Source organism: Sneathiella litorea (assembly GCF_009882915.1).
In the GTDB taxonomy this organism is placed as follows: domain Bacteria; phylum Pseudomonadota; class Alphaproteobacteria; order Sneathiellales; family Sneathiellaceae; genus Sneathiella; species Sneathiella litorea.
This window is the reverse complement of the sequence record NZ_WTUW01000009.1, coordinates 300,974-326,678: the sequence shown is the minus strand read 5'-3', so window position 1 is coordinate 326,678 and position 25,705 is coordinate 300,974. Positions and strand designations below refer to the sequence as shown.

The window sequence follows — 25,705 nt, the reverse complement described above, 5'->3', positions numbered from 1 at the left end:
GAGACCAAATATGTCGAATTCTTCAGCCCATGAGCATACCCAGCTGGTTATAAACGGGGCTTTTGTCTCTGTGATTGGTTTGATCTCTTGCTTGATTGCGTCTTACCTCACGGAAACGGGACAACGAGAGATATTAACAATCCGGGATAGTCTGAATCTGATCTGCCTTGGCACGATATTCTGGGTTGTTGGGTTCATTCAGTTTCTGGATAAAATCATTAATCGGTAATGTATCGCTTTTCTAATATCTGGCTTTTCAAATAAAGCAACCTATAGTTCCATTATCAGTTGTATTTGAAGGGTTGTAAGTTGGAAATAGCTTTAATTCTGTCTGCAGCGTTCGGGGCCGGTATCTTGAACACGATTGCAGGGGGCGGAACATTCTTGACCTTTCCCGCTTTGGTTTTTTCGGGCGTACCGCCGGTTGCGGCAAATGCGACAAGCGCTGTCGCTGTGTTCCCGGGGTATCTAGGCGGGGCGGTTGGGTTTCGGCAAGAGCTGGCGAAATTCGATCGAAAAACATTAATACGCTTGACTATGGTGACTTTGGCCGGAGGTCTCGCCGGGTCTCTTCTGTTGACCGTTTCCTCAAACAAAGCGTTCTCTGTCGTTGTTCCTTTTTTATTGTTCGGGGCCACACTGGCCTTTCTTTATGGTGACAATTTCAGGAGGTGGGCGGCGAGAAGAAGTCGTTCTGTAAAGCCGTTTGGATCCGTCGGGCTTTTCTTTGTAAGTGTCTATGGCGGTTACTTCAATGGGGGTCTTGGCATTGTCCTGCTGGCGATATTCACCCTCTGGGGGATGTCTAATCTTTTGGAAATGAATGGGCTGAAAAACGGGCTTTCATTTGCGCTTTCTGCAATTTCTGTTGTGATTTTCTCAATGAGCGGCCTGGTTGAATGGTATCAGGCTGTATTGATGATGATCGCATCTACCATAGGCGGATATTTGGGGGCGCCAATTTCGAGAATTCTCCCCAGACCGTTGATACGGTTGGTCATTGCTTTTGTCGGTTTTTCAATGAGCGCTGTCTTCTTTTGGCGTGTGATTGTTTAACACCTTCAGGGTTATGCCCTGAAGGCATAGTTGATGGTTGATGCAACCATACGCCGCCCATCATTTTCCGTCTGGATAAATTAGTGTTTGAAATACTAATTAAACTGCTGTAATTAGTATTTTAGATGCTAGTTATTTAGATTTCTCAATAGTCAGATGTAAATTGGATGCCTGCTACTCGGCAGGCCGGAATATTTACAGCTAGGGCTTTTCGCGGAAACAGGTCTGGAGTTAGCAGTTTACTTTCCGCCTAGGTTCCAGTCGAAACTATCCAGGACGGAGGTTCATGATGACGGTTCAGATTACCAATCCTTCCCTGCAGGACCAGACGGTCGGGGTTATTGCGACGTCCCTTCCTGGGGCGGCGGCAATTTTCAGAAAATTCAAGATTGACTTCTGTTGTCATGGAGACGTTACGCTGGATAGGGCGGCTAAAGATCTAGGTCTTGATGCCGACTTTGTTGAACAAGCTTTATCAGAATTGAAAACAGATGACTTGCCAGGTTTGACCAAATTGTCTTCGGGTGATTTGACAGAGTATATTCAGAGCCGGTTTCACGATATTCATCGGCGGGAAATTCCTGAATTAATATTGCTTGCCCGCAAGGTAGAGGCTGTCCACAGGGAAAACCCCAAGGTCCCGGCTGGTACCGCTGTGCTCCTGAAGGAACTGGAACGAGAATTAGAAGGCCATATGAAAAAGGAAGATCTCATTCTTTTTCCGGCAATGCGCTGGTCAGATACGACTTTAGACGCGCCCATCTCCCAAATGCGCAAGGATCACGCCGATCTTGGCGTCTATCTTCAGCGATTGGCGGACTTGACTGACAATTTCACTTTGCCAGAAGGCGCCTGTCGCTCCTGGCAGGCATTGTATATTGGCCTTTCAAAGTTGAACGAGGACCTGCGGGAAGAAATTCATTTGGAGAATAATGTTCTTTTCCCCCGTTTTGAAACGGTTTGATGGAGGATGTCATCGCATTACCATATAAAACCAACATCGGATTTTATAAAGATACAGGATAGATCATGCGATTAGCGGCGTTCTCAGACTTTGGATTAAGGGTTATGATGCGGTTGGCTGATAATCCGGATACCTTGCTTACAACCGGTGAAATAGCGAAAGAATTCAATATTTCCTATCATCACCTGACCAAGGTGGTACAGGATCTTGTGCGCGGCGGATTTCTGCAAACCAAGCATGGCGCTGGCGGCGGTATATGCCTTGCCAGATCCCCGAACTCCATCACATTGGGAGAGGTCGTTCGGTATCTGGAGCAAAAACACGCTCTTGTAGAGTGCTTTCGTCAGGACGGTGGAAATTGTCGATTGATGCCTAAATGCCGCTTGAAATCCCGCTTACATAAGGCGAGGGAGGCATTCTTTGCTTCTTTGGATACCTCAACAATTGCCGATTGCGCCTATCCGGGTGATCATCAGAAAATGTCGCGTTAGAGGCAGGAACGTCAGGGGAAGAGGGAATAGATATGGTGAATGGCGTCCTCCTTAAGGGACTGGATAACGACATAGAAATCGACGCGGAGGTTATTGCCAATGGGCTCGGTCTGTCAGTAACAAAGCTTCAGGCTGAAATGCGCAATAGAAGAGTTACAAGTCGCTTTGAGCGGGGCGTGGATGAAGATCAGGGCCGCCTTCGATTGACATTTTCCTTTGATCGCCGCCAGTTTCAGATGATCACTGATGAAAAGGGCAGCCTCATCAAGAGTTCGTCCATTAACTTTGGAAAACACCCACCAGTAAAAGATAATCCGTAGGTCAGGTCTGTTCCCTGACTTAGTAGAAGTAACAAATACTGACTGACCTAAATATTAGAGGAGCTGTTAATGGTTGGACAATTGACTGTTAATGAGCGGAAACTAGCATTTATAATACTTGTTTTGATTACCATTTTTGGCATGGTCATGGTCATTACGGGCGCAGATAGCCTCTTCATGATTCATGGGCTGATTTTCTTCCTGTCGGGAGTTGGCGGGATATTTCTCGTTATTTCCGGCTTTTTCCTGCCACCACCAGATGCTGATACTATCCATCATTATTATGATGACCCGACGCGGGCCGGAATTATTCTTGCGATGGTCTGGGCGGTTTTCGCCATGTTTATCGGGGATTGGGTTGCGTGGTTACTTGCCTACCCTGAACTGACATTCGATGCGGCATGGGCCAGTTTTGGGCGTTTGCGGCCCGTTCATACCACAGGCATTATTTTTGGATTTGGCGGGAACGCCCTGATCGCAACATCTTTTCATGTTGTTCAACGGACCTGCCGGGCAAGAATGCCGGACAACCTGAGCCCGTGGATCGTGATTTTCGGTTACAACCTGTTCTGTCTTCTGGCGGTGTCGGGTTATTTCCTCGGGATCACGCAATCGAAGGAATATGCGGAGCCGGAGTGGTATGCCGATATCTGGCTGGTCATCGTATGGAGCATTTATTTCCTGCTTTATCTGAGGGTTCTCGCTCGCCGGAAAGAGCCTCATATTTACGTCGCCAACTGGTATTATATGGCCTTTATTCTGGTGGTTGCCATTCTTCATATCGTGAATAACCTGGCGATCCCGATTTCATTGGTGCATGTCAAGAGTTACTCCGCTTTCGCCGGGGTTCAGGATGCTATGACCCAATGGTGGTATGGCCATAATGCCGTCGCCTTTTTCCTGACAGCCGGCTTTTTGGGGATGCTCTATTATTTTCTGCCAAAGCGGGCGGGCAGGCCCATTTATTCATACCGGATGTCGATCGTCGGATTCTGGGGAATTACGTTTTTCTATATGTGGGTGGGGTCGCATCATTTGCATTATACCGCATTGCCGACATGGGTTCAGACTCTCGGTATGACCTTTTCCGCGATGCTTCTGATCCCGTCCTGGATCGCCGCCGGGAATGCACTGCTGACGCTGAACGGTGCCTGGCACAAGGTGCGCGACGATGCGACGCTCAGGTTCATGATGGTTGCCGCCGTATTCTATGGGCTTTCCACGTTCGAGGGCTCCTTCATGGCGATCCGGCCAGTCAACGCCCTGTCGCATTATACGGATTGGACGATTGGTCATGTCCATGCGGGGGCGTTGGGCTGGGTTGCATTGATAACGTTCGGGGCGATTTACGCGCTGGTCCCGTGGCTTTGGAAACAGAAGAGCATGTATTCGCCAAAGCTGGTTGAAGTTCATTTCTGGCTCGCGCTATCGGGTACGCTCATCTACGTCTTCGCTATGTGGAACTCCGGTATTATTCAGGGGCTTATGTGGCGGACTTATAATGAAAGCGGAACGCTGGCCTATTCCTTTGTTCAATCCATGGTCGAGATGCATCCCTATTATATAGCTCGTGCAATCGGCGGATTGTTCTTCCTCACCGGGGCGATTGTGGGTTGCTACAATATCTGGATGACAGCCCGTTCAGCCCGATTGCTAATGACAAAAGCTGAATTTGAAACGCCAGATCTCGGCATAGCGTCGGGTCAGGATATCAGGGCGGGGGAATAGGTCATGTTCAATTTTCACTACCGCCTGGAACGGTATTCAATCCGATTTGCAATAATGGTCGTCATCGTTGCGAGCATTGGCGGGTTTGTTGAGATTGCGCCGCTTTTTACGATTGATGAAACGGTCGAGCCAGCGCCGGATATGCGCGTCTATACACCGCTAGAGCTTGCCGGGCGGAACATTTACATTCGTGAGGGATGTTATGCCTGCCATTCGCAGATGATCCGTTCCTTGCGGGATGAAGTGGAGCGTTATGGCCCTTATTCCCTGGCGGCTGAATCCCAATATGACCATCCGATGTTGTGGGGCTCAAAGCGAACGGGCCCGGATTTGGCGCGGATCGGGGGCAAATACTCTGACTACTGGCATGTTGTCCACATGAATAATCCCCGCGATGTGGTGCCAGAGTCAGTCATGCCTTCCTATCGCTGGCTGGGCCGGAATGAACTGGACGGGAAAGACTTTGCCCTACACTTGCGGGCGCAGCAGAAGGTGGGCGTGCCTTATACTGATGAGATGGTGGAGAATGCCATTAATGACCTCCTCGGACAGGCAAAACCAGACAGCGATGTCATGGAAGGGGTTCTGGACCGTTATGGGGAGGCAACCAACCTACGCGACTTTGATGGCGACCCAACCAGGGTGACCGAACTGGATGCACTGATCGCCTATCTCCAGATTTTGGGCCGTCTGACTGACGTTGCCCATCAAAATCCGGTTATGAAAAAATTGGGAGGCCAGGAATGAATATCGATCATGAAATGCTGGTTGGTTTTGCAAAATCCTATGGGCTGTTTTATCTGCTGGGCCTCTCCATTCTGGTGCTTGTCTATAGCTTCTGGCCATCCAACAAAAAGCCGTTTGATCATGCCGCCAAAAGCATCATCGAAGATGAGGATCGGCCATGGAAATAGAGGAGCGGGATAAATACACGGGCCACATGACAACGGGTCATGACTGGAACGGCATCAAGGAGCTGAATACCGGGGTTCCGAATGCGGTCTGGATATTCCTTTTTATTTCATTCGTGTTTTCGGTCATCTGCTGGATCCTTTGGCCCGCCTGGCCGTTAGGCGATACCTATACAAAGGGACTACTTCAGACCGATCAACTAAAGCGGGTTGATCAGGTGGTCGAGCGGGCGATTGATGAGAGGGTGGTTTGGACCAACAGAATAACGGGTCTGGACTATGGCGAAATCCAGTCGGATCCGGGGTTAATGCAGATCGTGCGGGAGAATGGTGGCCGTCTCTTTCTTGACAACTGTGCAGCCTGTCATGGGGAAAAGGGGGAGGGCGGACCGGGTTTTCCGGCCCTGAAGGATGGGGCCTGGCTCTGGGGCGGCACGCCGGAGGCCATTTCTGACACAATTCGTTTTGGTATCAATTCTGAACATGAAAACAGTAGGACCAGTGAAATGCTGGCCTTCGGTCGCGATCAAATGCTCGCTCGGGGTGAGATCATCAAGTTAACTGACTATGTGCAGTCATTGTCGCACGCCTCTCCTGATCAGGAGGCCAGGAAAGACGATATTGCGTCTGGAAAAGCACTGTTTCTTGAAAATTGCAGCGCTTGCCACGGCGAAAATGCAAAGGGGAACATAGAAATGGGGGCCCCGGATCTGACCGACAGCCACTGGATATACGGCGGGACCCGGGAGACGATTTTCAAGTCCATATGGAACGGGCGCAAAGGGCATATGCCATCATGGCAGGGGCGCATTTCAGAAGTGGATCAAAAAATACTGACGCTCTATTTGCTGGATATTTCGGTGGAGGAGCGTTGATGGAAAGCCGGAACACGCAGGCGGTTGAAAGGCCGGAAAGGTCTGGCAAACGGTCGCTGGTGATTTTGGGTGTATTGGTGGGGCTGGCCATCATCCTGGCTGCGAATGCCCATCTTGTCTATGTCGCGATGACATCTGATCCGGAGTGCATTGTCACGAATTCAGATGTCGAGCTGGCAGGCAAAATCTATCGGCCAGTAAAGTCCGGTTGTTGAAGATGTCTTTTCAAATACAGAAACAACCCCGTAAGGAGTGGGTGTAATGACAAGGATACCTAAACCAGTTCCTCCATTGCCGCGGGAGGTGTCATTGGACCGTCATCTGGATCGCGACGTTGCTTTTCGCTGGCTGAAAGCTGGGTGGGAAGACATGGTGACGAACCCGGTAACAAGTCTGGCCTATGGTGTCGCGGTCTTTATTGTCTCCCTTCTTGTGGTGGCCAGCCTTTATACGCTTTCTCTGGATTATATTCTGTTTCCGGCGTTGGCAGGATTTATGGTCATCGGTCCCGCACTCGCAATCGGCCTTTATGAAAAGAGCCGCCGGATTGCCGAGGGAACGACCGCGTCGTTGTTCAATATGATCTTTGTCCGGCCGAGATCCGGCGCCCAGATTCTTTTTATCGGCGTCATGCTCTGTCTGCTGATGTTGCTGTGGATGCGCGCGGCTGTCCTGCTGTATGCGCTGTTCTTTGGGTTGCTGCCATTTCCGGGGCTGGATCATATTTTACAAATTTTAATGACGCCGGAAGGCATTCTTCTACTGGTCGTCGGCAGCCTGGTCGGAGGGCTTTTTGCCTCCTTCTCCTTTGCCATAAGCGTGTTCGCCGTTCCGATGCTGCTGAATGAACCAACGGATGCCTTGACCGCAATGGGCCTCAGTATGGCCATTGTCTGGAACAACCTGTCGGTTATGGTGGTTTGGGGAGCTATTGTTCTGGTTTCATTTATAATTTGCCTGCTGACAGGACTTTTGGGCCTGATCCTGATTTTTCCGGTTTTGGGTCATGCTACCTGGCATGCCTATAAGGACTTACGCTGATACTTTTTAACCGTCGGGGCGGTGCTTTTAAAATCACCAGAGTTTTTCATCTTGTTTCCAAAGGATTGAGTTATGGCAATACCCAGATTGCGCGACTTTCAGGGCCCGGCAATTTTAAGCTACGGATTTCGACCCTTTTTCTTTTTTGGCTCTCTTTTCTCCGCTCTTGCAATGATGGCCTGGTTGCCGGTGTTCTACGGAAGCCTGGAAATATCGAGCTTGTTCGGCCCCATTGATTGGCATGTTCACGAAATCTTTTTCGGGTATCTGGCGGCGATCATCTCCGGTTTCCTGTTTACGGCAGTTCCAAACTGGACAGGGCGCTTACCTATTCAGGGACTCCCTTTGCTCTTCCTTGTCCTGATCTGGGCTGCGGGGCGCATCGCCGTCACATTTTCTGCCTATATTGGCTGGCTGCCAGCCCTGATTATTGATCTCGCCTTTCTGACAGCCATTGTCGCAGTTATTGGAAATGAAGTGATTGCCGGGAAAAACTGGCGCAACCTGAAGGTCCTGATACCGGTTTCACTTTTTTGGCTGGCTAACCTCGGGTTTCATCTCGAGGCGAATTTCACTGGAGTGACCGATTACAGTCAGCGACTTGCCATGGCCGTTGCCATTACATTGATCATGCTTATTGGTGGGCGAATTGTTCCAAGCTTTACACGGAATTATCTCGTTCGCAAGAATCCCGGGCGACTCCCGGCGCCCTTCAGTCGGTTCGATGCCGTGTCAATTGCTGCGGGTGTTGTGGCCTTTGCCGTTTGGATCATCCAAGTCGATGGATTGATCGTTGCCGGGTTCATGGCGGTTGCCGGAATTTTGCAATTCATAAGGCTCGCCCGCTGGGCCGGGGATCGGACAAGCGGTGATTTCCTCGTTGTCGTCTTACATATTAGCTATCTTTTCATTCCTGTCGGATTTGTTTTGATCGCCCTTGCCAGCCTCTGGCCGGAACATTTTTCTTCGGTTGCCGGAATGCATGCATTTGGCATCGGGGCAATCGGGTCGATGACACTTTCCGTGATGACCCGCGCAACATTTGGACACACCGGCAGACCCCTGAAGGCTGATGTCTATACCAAGCTGATTTTTTCCATGATCTGGGTATCTGTCGCTAGCCGGATTGCTGCCGTATATTACCCCTCCGGTCAGCAGATATTGCTTGATATCGCGGCGATAGGTTGGGTGCTGGCGTTCCTTGGCTTCAGCGTGGCTTTCGCTCATTTGCTATTCAAGCCAAAAGGTTCCTGACACCATTTAACAATAATGCGGGGAACCTTTTTCGCTGCCTGCCGTCTAATGGGATAAAGAGACCGTAAAGATGCCGCAGAGGAAAACAGTGGTTTGTCATCAATGCTGGGATTGTTCTTCATTTGATAAATTCAGACAGATGAAAGTTATCCTTTCACATCCTGTTTCCCTTAACTGACGCCAGATCCTGATGTTCGGCGCGAGAGTTGGAGTTAATTGTAAATCTGTAACTGATAGGAAAGCAGCCCGTGTCGAGTGTTAATCTGAGTCAACCTACTTCCAGAAATATTCGCAGTTCAATTCTATCTCCCGGAAAAGTCAGTAGAGAGGAGGCCGAGGAAGCCGTTCGAACAATGATATTGTGGCTTGGAGATGATCCCTTGCGGGAAGGGTTGCTGGATACACCGGCGCGCGTCGTTCGGGCATTCGAAGAATGGTTCTCCGGCTATCGCCTGAAGCCAGAGGAAATTCTTTCAATGACGTTTGAAGAGGTCGAGGGTTACGCGGAGCCCGTTACTTTGCGCGGCATCCAGTTCGAAAGTTATTGTGAGCATCATATGGCGCCCATAATTGGGGTGGTTCACATCTCCTATATTCCAGATCGGAAGGTTGTCGGATTATCGAAACTGGCGCGCATTGTCGATCTATATGCCAAGCGTCTGCAGGTTCAGGAGAAATTGACAGCGCAGATCGCCAATACAGTTCAGGCCGTGCTTAACCCGAAGGGCGTGGCTGTCATGATCTCCGCAGAACATCAGTGCATGTCCACACGAGGTGTGTTGAAACACGGTGTTGATACAATTACGACCCAGTACACAGGAGAGTTCAGTCTGGATAAATCACGGCAAAGCCAATTTGTAAAGCTGGTGACGAGCGGGATATCGCGTTAAGATTGTGTGCGGAGAAGACCCGTGGAATGAAGGGAGTGTATCCTTGAAAATTGCCTATGGAAGCGACCTGCATCTGGAACTTGGAATTTCAGAACCGGAATTGGAGAATATTCGTGATGCGGATGTTCTTGTTCTTGCGGGGGATATTTTTAAGGGGCGGTGCGAAGAAACCGGGTGGCCAAAGATTCTGAAATATGCCGAGGAATGCTATCAGAAACTGGAAATACCTGTCGTGACGGTCTGTGGCAATCATGAGTTATATGGCGAGGAAATTCAGCAATATATCCGCGATTGCCGCGACATCTCTCAGGCAATAGAGGGTATCTATTTCCTGGAGAATGAAGCTCTGGATATAGATGGGGTTCGGTTCTTAGGCTGCACGCTGTGGTCTGATTTTGCAATGGCAGATGACATGCCGCAGGCAAAGGACACCGTACGAGAGATTATATATGATTACAGGCGAATAAAGCTGATGGATGCGGGTGAGGGGGAAAGAGATATTATCCCCGATGATACCTGTCGGTGGAATGCTGAGAGCAAGCAGTTTTTGAAGAACATGCTGTTGGAACCATATGATGGCCCGACTGTCATTGTGACGCATTTTCCGCCAGTGCCCATGAGTGCACCTGAATTTGCCGATAGTCCTCTAACGCCTTATTTCAACAATGAATGGACTGCTGAAATACAATCCGGTGCGTTATCCCCGGACATCTGGATCGCGGGTCACACCCATTTCATGGACGAGAAGAGGGTGGGGCGAACGCGTATATGCTCCCGGCAAGGCGGATATCCCGGAGAGTTGGGCCCTTTTAGTTGGGGAGAGGTTACAATCTGAGTTGATTGAAGTGTCAGTTCTGCTTGACTTTCAGCAGTTCCAGCAGTTTCGATGTCACGAACTCCTCTCCCTCCGCAAAGGTCGGGGTTGAGATCAGCTCAACCTCAAAACTCTCGGCCCTTGCCTTCGCCTTGGCCATGGAGACCAGAATGTTGTAAGCAACATCCAGAGTGATGACGCTGCCGCGTATATAGCGGATGCCGCCGTCATACAGCAGGCCGTTGAGAAAGGTCATGTCGGCGAAGGACAGCTCAATCTCAAAGCCTCCCCGATTGTCGAGGATGTAGAAGAAGTTTTCGGATTGATTGCCTTTCAGCACTTCTTTGAAAACCGCAGCCCGCTGTGAGCGACCAATTGCCCCGGTGGCTGTGATCTGATGCAGCTTTTCGTCGCCATAGTCGCGTGTCTGGAGAGTGCAGTTTTCGAATGACTGTTCCAGTGTTATCCGATATTTCATCTTGGTCGTGCTTCAGCCGTAAATTGTATAGTTTAGGTAATTATAATATTACTTAAATTCTTCGCCTTCGCAACAGCTCTTGACGCGCGGGCAAAATTAATATGCGGTGAACTGAACTATCTGTGCATATTCCGGTGACTTATCTAACCGGCCAACAGTAAAAAACAAGAGGCGTTGCGCAAAAACGCTCAATCTTCGTGAAGGCGTGACCAGGATAACACAAGGGATACCCTGGGCGCGCTGCCAAACAAGCGGGAAACAAGATGAATTTTACCTTTCTGCGCCATCCATTTATTATGCTGCAAACTGTTCCGGCGGGCATAGCCTTATCGATCGGTGCCATGGCCCTGGTGATCGGCTATCTGGAGACCTATTGGGAGCCTGCGATACTCAAGCCGTATTTGCAGGAACTCGCACCGGAGACAGCGCGGACACTCCTCTCCATTATTGCCGGCGGGGCGATGTCGGCACTGACACTGACCTACTCGATTGTTCTGGTTGTTTTTGCTCTTGCCGCCGGGACCCTTGCCCCACGCATGCTGAAACGGTTCACGTCGGATTTCGTCAACCAGATGACAGCGGGCATATTTGGCGGAACATTTCTGTATGCCCTGTTTTCCCTCACTTTCATCGAGCCGGACTTTGTGCCGGACATTACCATTCTGGGGGCGGAAATACTGGCGGCGCTATGCGTCATGCAGCTTATCTATTTTGTTCGCAATGTCTCCCAAAGTGTTGCCATAGATGAGGAAATTGCCGGGATAACGAGCAGTCTGAAATCCGCGCTTGAAGATCGACGGAAGCGGCGCGAAGAGCAGGAGGGTGTGCAAAAACTCAAGGAAAAGAAAATCGACAAGCTGGATTTCGAGATAATGGCGGGAAAACCCGGCTATCTGGGCATGATCAATGAACGCAAGCTGATCGAGATAGCAGCGGAGAAGGATATCACCTTGCAGATCCGAAAGCCGATGGGCGCCTATACCCTGGCGGAGGAAGTACTGATCAAGGCGACCGCAGAGCTCGATGAAGACACGGTCGAAACTATCCAGAAGCAGGTGACAATCCGCCCGGCGCGCTCCGCCGACAGCCCGGTCGAGTTCTCCATTAATCTGCTGCTGGAGATTGCGCTGCGGGCCTTGTCGCCGGGCGTCAACGATACCTATACTGCTATTGCCGCCATTGACAGCCTGTCTGATGCCCTGTCGCAGGCGGCGACGCAGGATGATGCCGAGGCTTTTGTCCGCAAGGATGAAGAGGGAAATATCCGCCTGCTGGTACAGGAGTTGTCGCTTGCAAACCTGATTAACCAGGCGTTTCATCCGCTACGTCAAGCCTCGGGGAGCAATATCCTGATGGCGATCTGCCTGGCGCGCGTATACTCGCGGCTCTGTGCGACCTGCGGCAAGAATGTGCAGGATTTGTTGACGAAACATGCCCTGCTGTTGATTCGGGAGGTTGAAAAGACTGATCATCTTCCGGAGGATATAGAAAGCGTGGTCGAAGTCCTTCCGCCCTTCATTCGCAAGGCCAACCGTGAACGGCTGGAGGAGGCCGGGAAATAACCCGGCGATTTGTCGCCTTAACAATGATTTAGGGTATATTTTCCCGGACGGCATTGTCATAATGGGGAAACGCCGCAGGGCCAGACCTTGGCCTTTCAACGTGGCATTCTAGAGGGTAAACATCATGAAGATACTGATCGTAGGCGCCGGTGGCGTGGGCGGATATTTTGGCGCGAAACTGATGGAGGCGGGAGCTGATATTACCTTCCTGCTGCGGGAGAAACGCCATAAGCTCATCTCCGAGAACGGCCTCACCATCGAGAATGACGACGGCAGTTTCACCGTCCATCCGAAATCCGTGACCGCCGATCAGCTCACCCCTGACTATGACCTGATCATGCTGGCGCCGAAATCCTATGATTTGCGGGACTCGCTGGGCTCTCTTGAAAAGGCAGGCGGGAAGGGGTTGTTCCTGCCGTTCCTGAATGGTTTTAACCATCTCGAGTTCCTGGATGAGAAATATGGCAAGGACCGGGTGATGGGCGGCGTCGCCCATATCGCGGCGATGATCACCGAGACCGGCGCGGTCAAGCGCATGGGCGATCTTGCCGGGCTCATCGCCGGTCATCGGACGCCAGCGCAGGAGGCAACCGCGCGGGAATTCGCAGGGCTCTGCGAGAAGGCTGATTTCAAGTTTACCTATAGTGAGGATATCGAGCAGTCGCTCTGGGAGAAATGGGTGATGCTGGCGACGCTGGCCGCGATGACAACGCTCTGCCTCGGGTCCGTCGGGGAGATCGTCGCGACCCGCCATGGGGAGGAGATGGCCCGTCGCACCCACGGCGAGGCCTGCGCCATTGCCGCCGCGAATGGCCACCCGATCCCGGAAAAAGTGAAGGAAGGGCAACTCGCCATGCTGACCCGGGAAGGCTCTCCCTTCACCGCCTCGATGATGCGCGATCTTGTCGGCGGCCTCCGCACGGAGCATGAACATATCCTCGGCGATCTCGTCGAGAAAGGCGCGCCCCATAATATCGACTGCCCCCTCCTCAAAATCGCCTACACCCATATGGCCGTGGCGGCAGGACAGAAGCAAGGTTAAGCCCAAAAAAAAGGGACCGGTTTTCCGATCCCTTTTGCAGGTTGTTGGTGTCGTCTAGTAGAGCGCGACCGGGTTGATGATCATCTGCACCGTGCCGCGTATGCGGGCCTGTCCGAGGACGAACATGAACTCCTTCACGCCGTCACGCACCAGCGGGCCGGTGTTCATGGTCTCCAGTAGATATATCCCGTTCTTTTGCAGCAAGGTGACATGGCCGTAGAAGGGCCGGCCCTCTTTTTCCGGCGGGATAACGTCAATGCCCCAGGTGTCCGAACCCACGGCCATCACATTCTGTGCGGCGAGCCATTCAGCCGCATCCTCTGATGTGCCGGGTTCCGCGCTGGCCCAGGCCATGGGATCGCTCTCCAATTTTGCGTCTGTCCAGCCGGTGTAGAACAGCACCACGTCACCCTCGCGGATTTCAACCTCTTGTGCCTTGGCCGCAGCCTGAATATCGGCGGCGGTGAAGAACTGCCCGGCCTCCATCGCGGTGACGCCGAAATGCTTCGCCATATCAATGATGACGCCGCGGCTGACCAGCGGCGGGATATTATGGGTCCCGAGCTTGGTGAGGCCCGTGATCTGCGAGATTTCCTTCTCGTCATTGCAGTTGTAGTAGAGGCCATTCTCGCCAAGATGGCCGAGCCCGTCGATCTGCGACCCGATGCCGAGCCAGAGCTGCACCAGATCGTCGTTATAGTTACCGTTAAAGGCAAACAGCTTCTGTCCGCCCTGCTGGCTCGGCTGCACCACCTGAAGGCTGAGTCCGCGCGGCGGGAAGGCGGGTGTTTTTGAATCGATCACGATGCCAAGCGGGACGCTCTTGCCCTGCTTGATCAGCTTGGTGGCGGCGAGGGTCCGTTCCGGTGTGACCAGGTTGGCGGACCCGATTTCGTCATCCGCGCCCCATTTTGACGGGGTACAATCCGCCGCGAACGCCGTGCCTGCAAGAAAAGTCATTCCCACCGCCGTCGCGGTGAGTATTTTCCAGAATGCCATGATTATCCTCCCAGGGGTTATTTATATATGAGAGAATAATAATATTATAAATAGCGTAATATGCAAGCTACTACAGCGCGGGAGGGAATTGACCGTCTGGCGATTGCCGGTTGTATTTGGGACTAGGTGAAGGCGTCGACATTTGCTAATGTTCCTTCAAATGGAAACAAAAATAATAAAAAAACCCTTTCCGCTCTGGGCGCTTGTGTCGCTCAGTTCCGCTTATTTCATGGTCGGTACGTCCAGCCTGTCCGTTATTGCCCTGACATGGCAGATATCGGATGGGCTTCAGGTGCCGCCGTCGGATATCGCCTTTCTGGTGACCGTATTCGCGCTCGCTTTCGCCATCGCCGCACCGCTCACCCAGGTGATCTTCAGCGGCTATGCGCGCATTAAAATACTATGCACCGGGCTTGGCCTGCTGGCGCTGGCGCTGATTCTGGGCGCGGCCTCGACCAGCTATGAGATGCTGTTCATCTCGCGCGGCCTGATGGGCCTTAGCGCGGCGGCGATCAGCCCGATGTGCTCCGCCATTGGGGCCGGGCTCGCCCCGCCGGAACAGCAGGGCCGCGCCATGGGGATCGTCTTCGCCGGGCTGACCTTCGCCTCCGTTCTCGGGACGCCGATTTCCGCCTATCTTGGCACCTTGATGAGCTGGCGGTTGGTCTTCCTGCTGCTGGCTCTGGTGGCGCTCAGCTCGATGGCCGCGATCCTCTATTTTGTGAAGGATCGGCAGGCCGGCGCACCGATTTCCTTCTCCCATATCTTTGAGGCGCTGACGCGGGTGCGTTCCTCCTTCGCCGTGCTCACCACCTTCGTGCAGATGACGGCGATCTTCTGCACCTACGCCCTGATCGCACCCTTTATGTCGCACAAGTTCGGCCTTGCCGAGGACTTGATCGTGCTGGTGCTGCTCGCCTACGGGTTCACCGGTGTGCTGGGCAATGTCTTCGCCGGACGGCTTAGCGATCGGTTCGGTCCGGATAAGGTTATCTTCGTTACGCTGATCGGTCTTGGCACGGGCTTTTTTATGATCTGGGCAATTGGCCCGAACTTGTGGCTGGCGTTTGTTGCCATTATGATCTGGTCGACTTTCGGCATGATGTTCCATTCGCCACAGCAGCAACGCATTGCCAATATCGATCCCGAAAGACGCAGTCTGCTGCTCGCGCTGAATGCGGCGGCGCTTTATCTCGGTATCTCCGTCGGCTCCTGGATATCAAATTTTGTTTCCGTGCACTGGGGATATGACGTTTTGCCGCTGGTCTCGCTTGCCGTGCTGACTTGCTGCACCGTCATATTCTGCAGCTCCGTATTCGCCATGAGGCGGCGGAAAAATGACGCCGAAGGGGCGGAGTGATGAAAAAACAGATACGCGATATTTTCGCCGATCAGGGGGAGGCCTGCGAGAAACTCGGCTCACCCTTTACGGCGCGGGTGTGCCGCCTTGCGGGCGTCCGGCTTACAGGCGGGGGCGCGGTTGCCGATATGATTCTTGGCTGGCCGGGCGATGCCTCCGCGCGTGGGGATTCAGTGCCGCTCCGGCTCTGCGGGGCGCTGCATGCGCTTGTTCTCGCAGGCAAAAATGCGGCGCTCGCGTCTGTTTATCCGCCGCATCATGAAGCCGCTTCAGACGAGGATCTTTGGGCGGCCATCGCCGCCGCGCTTGTCGAGGACGAGGGCTTTATCCTGCACCGCCTGAAAGGCCCACCGCAAACCAACGAGGTGCGGCGCGTAAGCGCGACCCTGCCGATGTTTCTGGAGGTGATGGAGCAGACCGGCCTGCCGCTGATGATTTCGGAAGTCGGGGCGAGTGCAGGGCTTAATCTCTATCCCGATCATTTTCACATCACTCTGGGTGCGAAAAGCTATGGCGATTCTTCCTCCGCCGTACAGATCGAGCCGAAATGGATCGGCAATCCGCCTTTGAACATATCACTTGATATTCGGGAGAGGGCGGGATGTGACCTCTTGCCCGTCGATCCGGGTCATGCCGCCGATCGGGAGCGGATGCTGTCCTTCATCTGGCCGGATCAGGCGGATCGGTTGCAACGCACGCGCGCCGCATTCGATATTGCCGCCGGGCAAGGCGAGCGGGTGGAGAAGGCCGATGCCCTCGATTGGCTTAAAACGCGGACGGCCAGGCCAAGGGAGGGAGTCGCCCATGTTATCTACAGCACGATTGCCTGGCAGTATCTGCCGGAGGAGGCCCGTGCAAGGGGAGAGAAAATTATCCGCGCCGCCGGGGCCCGCGCAACCGAGGCGGCCCCGCTCGCCTGGGCGCGGATGGAGATTGACGGCAACTCCCCCGGCACCGGCCTGACCCTCATACTCTGGCCGTCAGGGGAGGAGCATCTGGTCGGGCGTGCCGATTTCCACGGTCGCTGGATCGACTGGCAGGGCTGGCCGAAAAAGGGAGGTTAGGCCATTTTCTCCATCCAGGGGCGCAGGTCCATCTCATGGGTCCAGGCAGAGGGGTTCTGGGCATGCAGATGCCAGTAATTCTCGGCGATATCCTCGGGCTGCAAGATGCCGTCCTTCTCGCGTAAGGCATAACGCTCCGGGAATCTCTCTTTCACATAGGCGGTGTCGATCGCCCCGTCGATAATGACATGGGCGACATGAATGCCCTGTGGCCCCAATTCCCGTGCGAGGCTCTGGGCGAGGGCGCGCAGCGAATGTTTGGCGCCAGCAAAGGCGGAATAGCCCGCGCCGCCCCGGATCGAGGCCGTTGCGCCGGTAAACAAAATCGTGCCTTTTCCGCGCGGCAGCATGACTCTCGCGGCCTCCCGCCCGGTGAGGAACCCGGCAAAACAGCTCATCTCCCAGACTTTGCGATATACACGGCTGGTCATCTCGGTAATCGGGAAATTGACATTGCCACCGATATTGAAGATGACGGCGCCAAGCGGGGCGATATCCTTTTCGATCTTCGCAAAGAGATCGACAATTTCCTCCTCCTCGCGGGCATCAGCGCCAAAGGCATGGGCACTGCCGCCCTCCTTCTTGATATCCTCGGCGAGGGCGTTCAGACTATCGATATGCCGCGCGCGGCGCACGATGCAGGTCTCGAACCCTTCTCGGGCAAATCTTCTGGCAATGGCGCCGCCGGTCGCATCCCCCGCACCGACGACGAGACAGGATTGCTTGGTCATGTTTTTATCCTTTTTCTGACAATACTGCGCTGTAAAAGGCTAGGCCCAGAAAAGGGGCAAGTCAATTGGCAGCGGGCCTAAAAAGAAACATAATCCTGTGTAGCTTTAAGGAGGTCGTTTCTGCTAGATAGAAGGCGATGAGGGGATAGTAACAATGGCGCGTATCTGGCCGTTTAAATTTGCATCAGGAAAGGGGCGCAGTACGCCCGATTACCGGATCGCGGGCGGGCTGATCGATCGTGCGCGGCCTTTGCATTTCCGTTTCAACGGATTGGCGTTTGAGGGGTTTGGCGGGGATACGCTGGCCTCGGCACTTCTCGCGCAGGGCGTCGACGTCCCGGATAGCGTCCTTGTCACGCGGGACGGGCAGGAGCACGCCACCGCCATTACCGCGGCACAGGAACTTTATGAAGGTATTGCAGCGAAAAGCCAGTATCCCTGGCTCCACCGGCTCCTGAGGCTTGCCCGCATATCGACAACCGATAAGGAGCCGCCATTTAGTTCCGACGGGCTGGTCGAGACGGAGCATGTCTATGACTATGTGGATTATCTTGTTGTCGGCAGTGGCCCCGCGGGCCTGAAGGCTGTGCTTGAGCAGGCGGAGACGGGGGCGGATGTCCTTTTGATTGAGCGGGATTTCGAGTTTGGCGGCAGCCTGCTGAATACCGAGGAGTGGATTGACGGGCAGGCTCCCGACGAATGGCGGGACAACATGCTGGCCAAGCTCGCAGAGATGCCGAATGTCCGGATGCTGAACCGGACCACGGCCGTTGCGCGGGAGGGGGAAACCCTTCTGCATGTGGAAGAGCAGCCTCAGAACCATCTGGCGGCGGCTGATCCGCATTTGCCCTTCCTCCGGCTGCGTCATGTCCAGGCTCGGGAAATAGTTTTTTCGATGGGTAAAGAAGACCAGATATTTCCTTTTGAAAACAATGGACTGTCCGGTGTTTTTAATCTTGAATATGCGCTTACCTTGATTAATCGTCAGGCAGTCCTGCCGGGGCATAAAATGATACTTTATGTTGGTCATACCGGCGGCTACCGATTGGCCGCGTCCTGCCTTGCTCGGGGCATCCAGCTCGCCGCGATTATTGATGCCCGCGACGAGGTGCCGACGCACTGTCATCAGTTTGCCCGCCATGCCGGTATCCCGCTTTATCCCGGCCACCGGATTGTCCGGGCGCAAGGGTTCCGGCGTCTTCGGCGGATCGCGGTTCAAAAATCCGGAAATGCCCCGCTCCAGCGGAATATATTTCTCGAATGTGACAGCCTGATCCAGTCGGCGGGCGTTTTCCCGCGCAGCCTTCCCGAGATCGGGGAGGAAAGTACAGCCGTCGGGCCCGCGGGAAAGATGCGCGCCGAAGCGCTGCCGAAAACACGGCGCGGCCCCCTTTGCGAGGCGCAATCGCGCGCGGGCGCGGTGCCGCAGAACCTTTGTAAATGGCGGCTTGCCGCAGCCTATCCCGCGACGGGAGAGGATGCCCTGGCGGCGGGCTCCCGCGAGGCGCTGGCGGTACATAATACTGTCGGTATGGCGGACCTTTCCCATCTCGGCAAGATCGATATTCAGGGCCCGGATGCGGCCGGTTTTCTGGAGCAGGTGTTCGGCGGTGATGTGGCGGCCCTGAACGAGGGCCTTATGCGGCAGGTCCTGCTCTGCAAGGAAAGTGGGGGTGTTATTGCTCCGGTGATTTGCTGGCGAATTGCCCGGCATCACTTCCTGCTGACAATGGCAGCGACATCTTTCAACGCCGTCCAGGACCGCCTTTTGCGGCTGTCGGAGGCGGAGGATACGACGCGTCGCCTGCGAATGACGGATGTCACTGATGAATGGGGCGGCCTTGCCGTGATGGGCCCCGGGTCAGAGGCCTTGCTCGCGGATACCCTGCCGATGTCGGTGATGGCCGAGATCCTCCCGCCAATGGGATTTCGCGATTTTTCACAGGATGAATTCCCGGTCCGCCTTGCCCGGATCAGCCTTGCCACCGGACCGGGCTACGAAATTTTCACCCGTGCAGGCTTTGTGGATAATCTCTGGACCCTTTTGACGGAAAAGGGAAAAGCGCATGGGCTGACCCTTGTCGGCACAAGAGCGAGAGAGATTTTGCGGATCGAGACGGGCCGACCGGGACCGCAGGAATTGAACGGAGAGACCACCGCGGACGATCTTGGCTTCCCGGTATCTCGAGAGACCAACCCGGATCATAAGATCCGGGCGCAACTTGTTGGCCTGAAAGCCGTTTCAAGTGGCCCGGAAGGGCAAAAGACGCCGCCACTTTCCGTGGGGATGACCCTGTTCGAGGGGGATGGAACAGCGCCGACGGGACCGGGCATCGGCCATATTACCTCTGCCTGCCATAGCCCGTTCCTAGGCCGCGAGATTGCACTTGCCCTGCTGAATGAGGGCCGGGAACGCGAAGGAACCCTGATCCGCGCCGTGAGCAAGGACAGGGAGACAATTGTCGATGTAAAGGTCGGCCGGCCCGGATTTATGGCACATAAGGAGGCCCGCCATGCCTGATCGCAACTCAGCACTCCGCGGACAGCGGATTCACGGCCGCTTTGGGGCGGCAGGTGAGCATCCGGGCGTAACTTTTCAGGAAATAAGGGAATTCTCCTATCTTGAAATATCCCTGTGGGATTGGCGGCGGGCCAGCCTTCGTTCCAAACTGGCGGAACTGCTCGGTATCAGTGAACTGCCGGAAAGCGGGAAAATCCAGCGGCTGAAAGAGGGGCATTTGCTGCATCTTCAAACCGGGTCATTCGCCTATCTTGGCGCGGCGGCACCGGCGGAAATACTGGAGGTTGCGATCACGCCGGAAGAGGGCGCCGTTGTTCCCCTCGGCCATGCCCGTTGCCTGTTGCGTCTCAGTGGAGCGATGGCGGTTGCGGTTCTCAAACGGGGCATCCGGCAGGATCTCCGCGATACCTCTGTCGCCGCAGGGACGGTGTTGACGGCAGATATCGGCGGGATTGATATCCTGCTTCTCAGGCCAGATGCGACGCATTACGATCTTCTCGTCCCGCGCTCGCATGCGCAGGAACTTTGGCGCTGGCTGACCCTCCGCGCCGCCCAGTTCGGCTATAAGGTGCTATAAACTCTCCAGCATCTTGCGAATGTCAGTGATCCGCGCTTCCGCCACGCCCTTTTCGTAGGGAACAGCTTCGCCCTTCCCCCAGACCGGCGCGGGCCAGGCGGCATCACTTCGATAACGGGCAATTACATGGATATGTAGTTGCGGCACCATGTTTCCGAGCGTTGCGACATTCATCTTGTCCGCCGAGAAAAGCTGTGCCATCGCCTTGGAGGCGGCACGTATTTCCCGCGTCAGGGTATTATATTCGGCATGCTTTAAATCGTGGAGATCGACGAGGCCCGGCTTCTCCGGTACCAGGATGATCCAGGGAAAGCGGGCGTCATTCATCAGCAGAACGCGCGAGAGCGGTAGTGTCAGGACGGGGAAGGTGTCTTTGGCAAGCTGCGAATGAAGCTGGAACATCGTTATAATTCCTGCGATAATAATGAAACTGATAGCTCAATCAGGGTAGGGGATTTCTCATGAAACATAAATCGCTTTTTAATCGCGTTCTTCTGTTGTTGGCGCCGGTGTTCCTGTTGCTTACCGCGTCTGTATCGGCGGAGCCAACGAAACTCACTTTCCTGCATTTTAACGACATCTATCAATTATCCGGGGTCAAGGGCAATGGTGGCTTTGCCGAGCTTTCGACTTTGATCAAGGCGGAAAAAGCGCGCTCTCCCAACACTGTTGTGACTTTCGGGGGTGACCTGATTTCTCCGTCCATCATGTCGGGCCTCAGCAAGGGGACGGAGATGATCGCCCTGATGAATGCGGTCGGCACCGATATTGCGGTGCTCGGCAATCATGAGTTTGATTTCGGCCCCGAGGTAACGGCAGAACGGATCTCCGAATCAACTTTCCCCTGGCTCGGCACCAACATATTCGACGGGGCGGGCAATGTGGCACTCGGGGCGCAGTCGGCCATGATTATGGAAGTCGGCGGCTTCAAGGTGGGCTTCTTCGGGATTCTGACGCCGGAGACCGTCTTTTTGTCCCAGCCGGGCAAGGATATCCGCTTCGGTGATGTGGTCGGTACGGCCAATGCGGCGGTTAAGGCGCTGACGGAAAGCGGGGCGGAGATTATCATCGCGCTCACCCATCTTGATCTTGCAAAAGATGAGGACCTGACCGAACAGGTGGAGGGGTTGCACGCGGTGCTGGCTGGTCATGACCATGTGGCGGCGACCTTTGTGAAAAACGATGTTCCCGTGATGCAGTCCGGGGCAGACGGGATTTATCTCGGGGTGCTGGATCTCGATGTGGAGTGGATTGAGAGCCGCGGCAAGAAACGTCTTTCCGTCCTGCCAAGCTGGAAGATGGTGGCGACGAGAGGGGTGACCCCTGATCCGGAAATCAAGGCGATTATCGATAATTATGAAGCGGCCCTTGATAAGGAACTTAGCGTCCCCATTGGCAAGACGGCGATATTGCTGGATTCGACGCGCGGCACGGTTCGCAGTACCGAGGCGGCAATCGGGAGCCTGATTTCAGATGCCATGCGCGCCGAGGTCAAGGCGGATATCGGCTTTACCAACGGCGGCGGCATTCGCGGTGACCGCCTGTATGATCCGGGCACAGTCCTGACGCGCAAGGATATCCTGACCGAGCTGCCGTTTGGCAATGTCACGGTGCTGCTGGAACTCTCTGGCGCGGATGTAAAGGAGATGCTGGAGACGGGGGTCTCCAAGGTGGAGGATGTCGCGGGCCGTTTCGGGCAGGTATCCGGCGTGGCCTTTACCTATGACAAAGCCCTGCCATCCGGCGCGCGGATTACCGAAGTGACGGTCGGCGGTGCACCGCTGGAAATGGACAAGATCTACACCGTCGCGACCAATGACTATATCGCGGATGGCGGCGATGGCTATGCGGTGCTGAAAGGCAAGAAGCAGCTGATTGATGCCTCGGGTGGCACGTTGATGGCGACAACGGTGATGAATTATATCCGGGATATGGACGGGATTAACAAGGTCCCCGGCGGCCGCATCACGGAAAAGTAACGCCTGTCCTATCCTAAAACTGCCCTTCCGCCTTAATTCTTTGCTTTTCTTGGCGGGGGGCAGAGGCTAGTCTGCGATAAAAATATTGCCACGGCCCCTGGGGCTGAAAGAAAATGGAGAAAAAATGAGCCAGTCAAATCCCGCCGATACGACCAGTGAGAACTTTCCTTTTGTGCATTATGCGGAGCGTATCCGAGCTGCCGCGGCGGCGCACCCGTCGTTGGAGGCAATCAAATGCGAGGGAGAGACGCGCACTTGGGCCGAATTCCTGCCCCGCACGAACATGGTTGCTAACATGCTGGCCAGCCGTGGTCTCGGCCGCGGTGACATGGTGGCGGTGCTGGCAAAAAGCAGCATCGAGTATCTCGAAGTATTCCTCGGCGCGTTGCAGGCCGGACTCTGCATCGTGCCGCTCTCGGGTATGGCCTCCAGTGAGCAGCTGGAAGTGATGGTCCGCGATTCCGGCTCGAAGCTGGTGTTTGCGTCCCAATCGACGCGGGACCTGATCGAACCCTTCCGGGGCCGGGTTGACGGCGTGGCGGACGATGGCTATGTCGCGTTCGACTTTGAAGGTGAGGGCTGGACCGCCTATGAAGACCTGATCAAGGGGGCTTCGACGGACCATCTCTATGTCGATGTGCAGGAGACGGACCCGTTTAACCTGATCTACTCATCGGGCACCACGGGGGTTCCCAAGGGGATTGAGCAGAGCCATAAAATGCGCAGCCAGCACATCCTTCGGTTTGAAGGGATGGGCATTCGCGAAGGCGCAGTGACGCTGGTTTCCACGGCGATGTACTCGAACACCACGCTTGTCGCGCTGTTGCCAACGCTCGCGCTGGGCGGACGGGTCATTATCATGCCCAAGTTCGATACCGAGAAATTCCTGCAGATTGCGGCGGCCGAGAAAGTCACCCATGCGATGTTGGTGCCGGTACAGTATCAGCGCATTCTTGCCCATCCGGATTTTGAGTCCTATGACCTCAGCAGTTTCGAGGTGAAACTCTCCACCAGCGCGCCGCTGCGTGAGGGGGTAAAGCGCGAGATTATCAGCCGCTGGCCCGGCAAGATGGTCGAGATTTACGGCCTGACCGAAGGCGGGATCGGCACGGCGCTGTCCTGCACGGAATTCCCGGACAAGTTGGCCTCCGTCGGCAAGCCGGGTGAGGGGGTCGAGCTGCGCATCCTCAGTGAAGCGGGCGTGGAATTGCCACAAGGCGAAATTGGCGAAATTGTCGGCCGGTCTGATGCAATGATGACGGGTTATCATGGCCGTCCGGACCTGACCGACGACATGATCTGGCGCTCTCCCGACGGGAAGATTTTTTATAAAAGTGGGGACATGGGCCGCTTTGATGAGGATGGCTTCCTGTTCCTGCTGGATCGCAAGAAGGACATGATCATTTCCGGCGGTTTCAACATATATGCCGCCGATATTGAAGTGGAACTCACCAAGAATGAGGATGTCGCTGATGTCGCCGTGATCGGCATCCCGAGCGAGGAGTGGGGGGAAACACCCCTAGCGCTGGTCGTGCCGAAGGAAGGCTCCACGCTGACCGAGGAGACGCTTAAGGACTGGGTCAATGACCGCCTTGGCAAGACCCAGCGGATCAGCGGGGTTGAATTTCGCGATTCCCTGCCGCGCAGCACGATCGGCAAGGTGATGAAGCGCGAACTCCGGGTTCCTTATTGGGAGGCGGTGAACGCCACCTGATTGGCGTATCTCCGTCTCGGCGTGCCCCGTTTCGGCGGGGTAACACGCTTTACGAACGGTTAATTTCTTTCTGCCATACTCCCGAATCTGGTCGAGATGACTGGACCGGACTGAGAGTGATTTCAGGAATATTGGATGAGAGCAGAAACTGCGAGCCCAGATGACGAGATCAAAACGTCCTTCAAGCACCGCTTGAAGGCGTGGTGGAATGGCGTTGATGTGGCAGGCGATAACGCCAATGAAGAGTCTTTCGATGATCTTTCGGAAGAAGAGAAGATTGTCATCAAGGATGGTCCGCCCTCTGTCAATGGATGGAGTCTTAGTCGCCAGAGATCGGTTGTCACCCTGTTTGGCGAGGGGATGACCCGATGTATTCCTGACGATACCAAGGGAAAGCTGACCAAGCCGCTTTGCATCAACAAGGCATTAAGTGTTTCCGAACTGGGTAGTGGCCTGGGCGGATTTACGCGCTGGGTTTCTAGTGAGTATGACGCCTATGTAACCGGCTATGAGGCAGATGAGGCCCTGCGGGATTCTGCGGCGGTGATGACCAAGGATGCGGGCCTGCATCGCAAGGTTAAATTCCTGCACTGCGATTTCAACAATCTGGATCCGAAGCCACGTTCGGCGGATGTGGTTTATGCCTCCGAAGCGCTGTTTACGGTGAAGGACAAGGCGGCCTGTTTTGCCGCAATCTTCAAGATGCTGAAGCCCGCGGGCCAGTTCATGATGTCCGATTATATGCTGGAGGGGATAGAACCGACGGCGCCAGAGCTAAAACCCTGGCAGGACGCGGAACCGATTCCGGCGAATCCGATCGATGTAGAGGAAACGCGGAGGCTGCTGACGGAAGTAGGGTTCGAGATCAGCATCGCCGAAAATGTGACGGCTGAATATAAATCGAATGTACTCAAGTCCTTCGCTGATTATGCGACCCGGACCGGCAATGGCGAGAAAAGCGGCCATCTGCATGAATGGATTCTCAATGAGGGAGAGCTGTGGATGCGGCGGATCAAGATGATGGATGCCGGTAATCTCAAGGTTTTCCGGATCTATGCGCGTAAACCCTTTGATATCAAGTGAGTGAGGGTGTTTGCGCCCCCTCGACAATTTCTTCCCTAAAACAGGCTTTTTGGTCATTGACAGGGCGCGCAGGGGTCAGTATGTTCCGGCCTTCAAATTCACCAAGTTGTTAGGATCTGGACAATGAAAGTCTTGAACTCGCTCAAGTCCGCGAAAAAACGTCATCGCGATTGTCGCGTGGTACGCCGTAAAGGTCGCGTTTACGTTATCAACAAAACCAACCGCCGTTTCAAGGCGCGTCAGGGCTAACC

General features: G+C 54.4%; 28 protein-coding genes. 24 read left to right on the top strand and 4 right to left on the bottom strand.

Annotated features, from left to right (window positions below):
- Positions 1-10 precede the first annotated feature (10 nt).
- The 14 genes from GQE98_RS15555 to GQE98_RS15490 all read left to right on the top strand — a co-directional run bounded on the left by GQE98_RS15555 (position 11) and on the right by GQE98_RS15490 (position 10,365).
- On the top strand, positions 11-229 hold the full coding sequence (locus tag GQE98_RS15555; RefSeq protein ID WP_161316629.1) for a hypothetical protein: 219 nt from the start codon (positions 11-13) through the stop codon (positions 227-229).
- 80 nt (positions 230-309) lie between these two features.
- Positions 310-1,056, top strand: a complete 747-nt coding sequence (locus tag GQE98_RS15550; protein ID WP_161316628.1) for a sulfite exporter TauE/SafE family protein — start codon at positions 310-312, stop codon at positions 1,054-1,056.
- A 286-nt stretch (positions 1,057-1,342) separates the two neighbouring features.
- The gene (ric, locus tag GQE98_RS15545) at positions 1,343-2,020 is read left to right on the top strand and encodes an iron-sulfur cluster repair di-iron protein (RefSeq protein WP_202526343.1); all 678 of its coding nucleotides are present in this window, start codon (positions 1,343-1,345) and stop codon (positions 2,018-2,020) included.
- Between the two features lie 65 nt (positions 2,021-2,085).
- Positions 2,086-2,511 carry an RrF2 family transcriptional regulator gene (locus GQE98_RS15540; protein WP_161316627.1) on the top strand — a complete coding sequence of 142 codons (426 nt, stop codon included), beginning with the start codon at positions 2,086-2,088 and terminating at the stop codon, positions 2,509-2,511.
- A 32-nt stretch (positions 2,512-2,543) separates the two neighbouring features.
- Positions 2,544-2,831: a DUF6522 family protein gene (locus tag GQE98_RS15535; protein WP_161316626.1), complete on the top strand. Its 288-nt coding sequence runs from the start codon at positions 2,544-2,546 to the stop codon at positions 2,829-2,831.
- A gap of 69 nt (positions 2,832-2,900) precedes the next feature.
- Positions 2,901-4,559 (top strand): cytochrome-c oxidase, cbb3-type subunit I, encoded by a 1,659-nt coding sequence (gene ccoN, locus GQE98_RS15530; RefSeq protein WP_161316625.1) that lies wholly within the window; start codon positions 2,901-2,903, stop codon positions 4,557-4,559.
- Positions 4,560-4,562: 3 nt separating this feature from the next.
- The gene (ccoO, locus tag GQE98_RS15525; RefSeq protein ID WP_161316624.1) at positions 4,563-5,306 is read left to right on the top strand and encodes a cytochrome-c oxidase, cbb3-type subunit II; all 744 of its coding nucleotides are present in this window, start codon (positions 4,563-4,565) and stop codon (positions 5,304-5,306) included.
- Positions 5,303-5,473: a cbb3-type cytochrome c oxidase subunit 3 gene (locus tag GQE98_RS15520; protein ID WP_161316623.1), complete on the top strand. Its 171-nt coding sequence runs from the start codon at positions 5,303-5,305 to the stop codon at positions 5,471-5,473. Before ccoO ends, GQE98_RS15520 begins: the two co-directional genes overlap by 4 nt.
- On the top strand, positions 5,464-6,345 hold the full coding sequence (ccoP, locus tag GQE98_RS15515; protein ID WP_161316622.1) for a cytochrome-c oxidase, cbb3-type subunit III: 882 nt from the start codon (positions 5,464-5,466) through the stop codon (positions 6,343-6,345). The genes GQE98_RS15520 and ccoP overlap by 10 nt, the downstream gene beginning before the upstream one ends.
- Complete coding sequence (locus GQE98_RS15510; protein WP_161316621.1) at positions 6,345-6,560, top strand: hypothetical protein; 216 nt, start codon at positions 6,345-6,347, stop codon at positions 6,558-6,560. Before ccoP ends, GQE98_RS15510 begins: the two co-directional genes overlap by 1 nt.
- Before the next feature lie 46 nt (positions 6,561-6,606).
- A complete protein-coding gene (locus tag GQE98_RS15505) occupies positions 6,607-7,386 on the top strand; it encodes a DUF2189 domain-containing protein (RefSeq protein WP_161316620.1) in 780 nt (259 codons plus the stop codon).
- A gap of 72 nt (positions 7,387-7,458) precedes the next feature.
- Positions 7,459-8,640 carry an NnrS family protein gene (locus GQE98_RS15500; RefSeq protein WP_161316619.1) on the top strand — a complete coding sequence of 394 codons (1,182 nt, stop codon included), beginning with the start codon at positions 7,459-7,461 and terminating at the stop codon, positions 8,638-8,640.
- A 353-nt stretch (positions 8,641-8,993) separates the two neighbouring features.
- Positions 8,994-9,530: a GTP cyclohydrolase I FolE gene (gene folE, locus GQE98_RS15495; protein WP_202526342.1), complete on the top strand. Its 537-nt coding sequence runs from the start codon at positions 8,994-8,996 to the stop codon at positions 9,528-9,530.
- Positions 9,531-9,573: 43 nt separating this feature from the next.
- Positions 9,574-10,365, top strand: coding sequence for a metallophosphoesterase (locus GQE98_RS15490; RefSeq protein WP_161316617.1), 792 nt, complete (start codon positions 9,574-9,576; stop codon positions 10,363-10,365).
- 13 nt (positions 10,366-10,378) lie between these two features.
- Here GQE98_RS15490 and GQE98_RS15485 read toward each other — a convergent pair whose 3' ends face one another.
- On the bottom strand, positions 10,379-10,822 hold the full coding sequence (locus GQE98_RS15485; protein ID WP_161316616.1) for a hypothetical protein: 444 nt from the start codon (positions 10,820-10,822) through the stop codon (positions 10,379-10,381).
- Positions 10,823-11,085: 263 nt separating this feature from the next.
- On the opposite strand from GQE98_RS15485, the gene GQE98_RS15480 reads away from it, so the two are divergent.
- Together GQE98_RS15480 and GQE98_RS15475 are read left to right on the top strand one after the other, a co-directional pair.
- A complete protein-coding gene (locus GQE98_RS15480; RefSeq protein WP_161316615.1) occupies positions 11,086-12,384 on the top strand; it encodes a DUF2254 domain-containing protein in 1,299 nt (432 codons plus the stop codon).
- A gap of 124 nt (positions 12,385-12,508) precedes the next feature.
- Complete coding sequence (locus GQE98_RS15475; RefSeq protein WP_161316614.1) at positions 12,509-13,426, top strand: ketopantoate reductase family protein; 918 nt, start codon at positions 12,509-12,511, stop codon at positions 13,424-13,426.
- 54 nt (positions 13,427-13,480) lie between these two features.
- Here the strand turns inward: GQE98_RS15475 and GQE98_RS15470 are convergent, their stop codons facing one another.
- A complete protein-coding gene (locus GQE98_RS15470) occupies positions 13,481-14,425 on the bottom strand; it encodes a cyclase family protein (protein WP_161316613.1) in 945 nt (314 codons plus the stop codon).
- 160 nt (positions 14,426-14,585) lie between these two features.
- On the opposite strand from GQE98_RS15470, the gene GQE98_RS15465 reads away from it, so the two are divergent.
- Complete coding sequence (locus GQE98_RS15465) at positions 14,586-15,785, top strand: MFS transporter (protein WP_161316612.1); 1,200 nt, start codon at positions 14,586-14,588, stop codon at positions 15,783-15,785.
- The gene (locus tag GQE98_RS15460) at positions 15,785-16,849 is read left to right on the top strand and encodes a DUF2332 domain-containing protein (RefSeq protein WP_161316611.1); all 1,065 of its coding nucleotides are present in this window, start codon (positions 15,785-15,787) and stop codon (positions 16,847-16,849) included. Before GQE98_RS15465 ends, GQE98_RS15460 begins: the two co-directional genes overlap by 1 nt.
- On the opposite strand, the gene GQE98_RS15455 is transcribed toward GQE98_RS15460, so the two are convergent.
- Positions 16,846-17,580 carry an SDR family oxidoreductase gene (locus GQE98_RS15455; RefSeq protein WP_161316610.1) on the bottom strand — a complete coding sequence of 245 codons (735 nt, stop codon included), beginning with the start codon at positions 17,578-17,580 and terminating at the stop codon, positions 16,846-16,848. The genes GQE98_RS15460 and GQE98_RS15455 overlap by 4 nt on opposite strands.
- Before the next feature lie 154 nt (positions 17,581-17,734).
- On the opposite strand from GQE98_RS15455, the gene GQE98_RS15450 reads away from it, so the two are divergent.
- Positions 17,735-20,101 (top strand): glycine cleavage T C-terminal barrel domain-containing protein, encoded by a 2,367-nt coding sequence (locus GQE98_RS15450; RefSeq protein WP_161316609.1) that lies wholly within the window; start codon positions 17,735-17,737, stop codon positions 20,099-20,101.
- On the top strand, positions 20,094-20,678 hold the full coding sequence (locus tag GQE98_RS15445) for an aminomethyltransferase family protein (protein ID WP_161316608.1): 585 nt from the start codon (positions 20,094-20,096) through the stop codon (positions 20,676-20,678). The genes GQE98_RS15450 and GQE98_RS15445 overlap by 8 nt, the downstream gene beginning before the upstream one ends.
- On the opposite strand, the gene GQE98_RS15440 is transcribed toward GQE98_RS15445, so the two are convergent.
- A complete protein-coding gene (locus GQE98_RS15440) occupies positions 20,673-21,080 on the bottom strand; it encodes an HIT domain-containing protein (protein ID WP_161316607.1) in 408 nt (135 codons plus the stop codon). The genes GQE98_RS15445 and GQE98_RS15440 overlap by 6 nt on opposite strands.
- A 59-nt stretch (positions 21,081-21,139) precedes the next feature.
- On the opposite strand from GQE98_RS15440, the gene GQE98_RS15435 reads away from it, so the two are divergent.
- The 4 genes from GQE98_RS15435 to ykgO all read left to right on the top strand — a co-directional run bounded on the left by GQE98_RS15435 (position 21,140) and on the right by ykgO (position 25,703).
- A complete protein-coding gene (locus GQE98_RS15435) occupies positions 21,140-22,657 on the top strand; it encodes a bifunctional metallophosphatase/5'-nucleotidase (protein WP_161316606.1) in 1,518 nt (505 codons plus the stop codon).
- Positions 22,658-22,781: 124 nt separating this feature from the next.
- A complete protein-coding gene (locus GQE98_RS15430) occupies positions 22,782-24,371 on the top strand; it encodes a class I adenylate-forming enzyme family protein (RefSeq protein WP_161316605.1) in 1,590 nt (529 codons plus the stop codon).
- 135 nt (positions 24,372-24,506) lie between these two features.
- On the top strand, positions 24,507-25,454 hold the full coding sequence (locus GQE98_RS15425) for a class I SAM-dependent methyltransferase (protein ID WP_161316604.1): 948 nt from the start codon (positions 24,507-24,509) through the stop codon (positions 25,452-25,454).
- Between the two features lie 123 nt (positions 25,455-25,577).
- Positions 25,578-25,703 carry a type B 50S ribosomal protein L36 gene (ykgO, locus tag GQE98_RS15420; RefSeq protein ID WP_161316603.1) on the top strand — a complete coding sequence of 42 codons (126 nt, stop codon included), beginning with the start codon at positions 25,578-25,580 and terminating at the stop codon, positions 25,701-25,703.
- Positions 25,704-25,705: the final 2 nt, after the last annotated feature.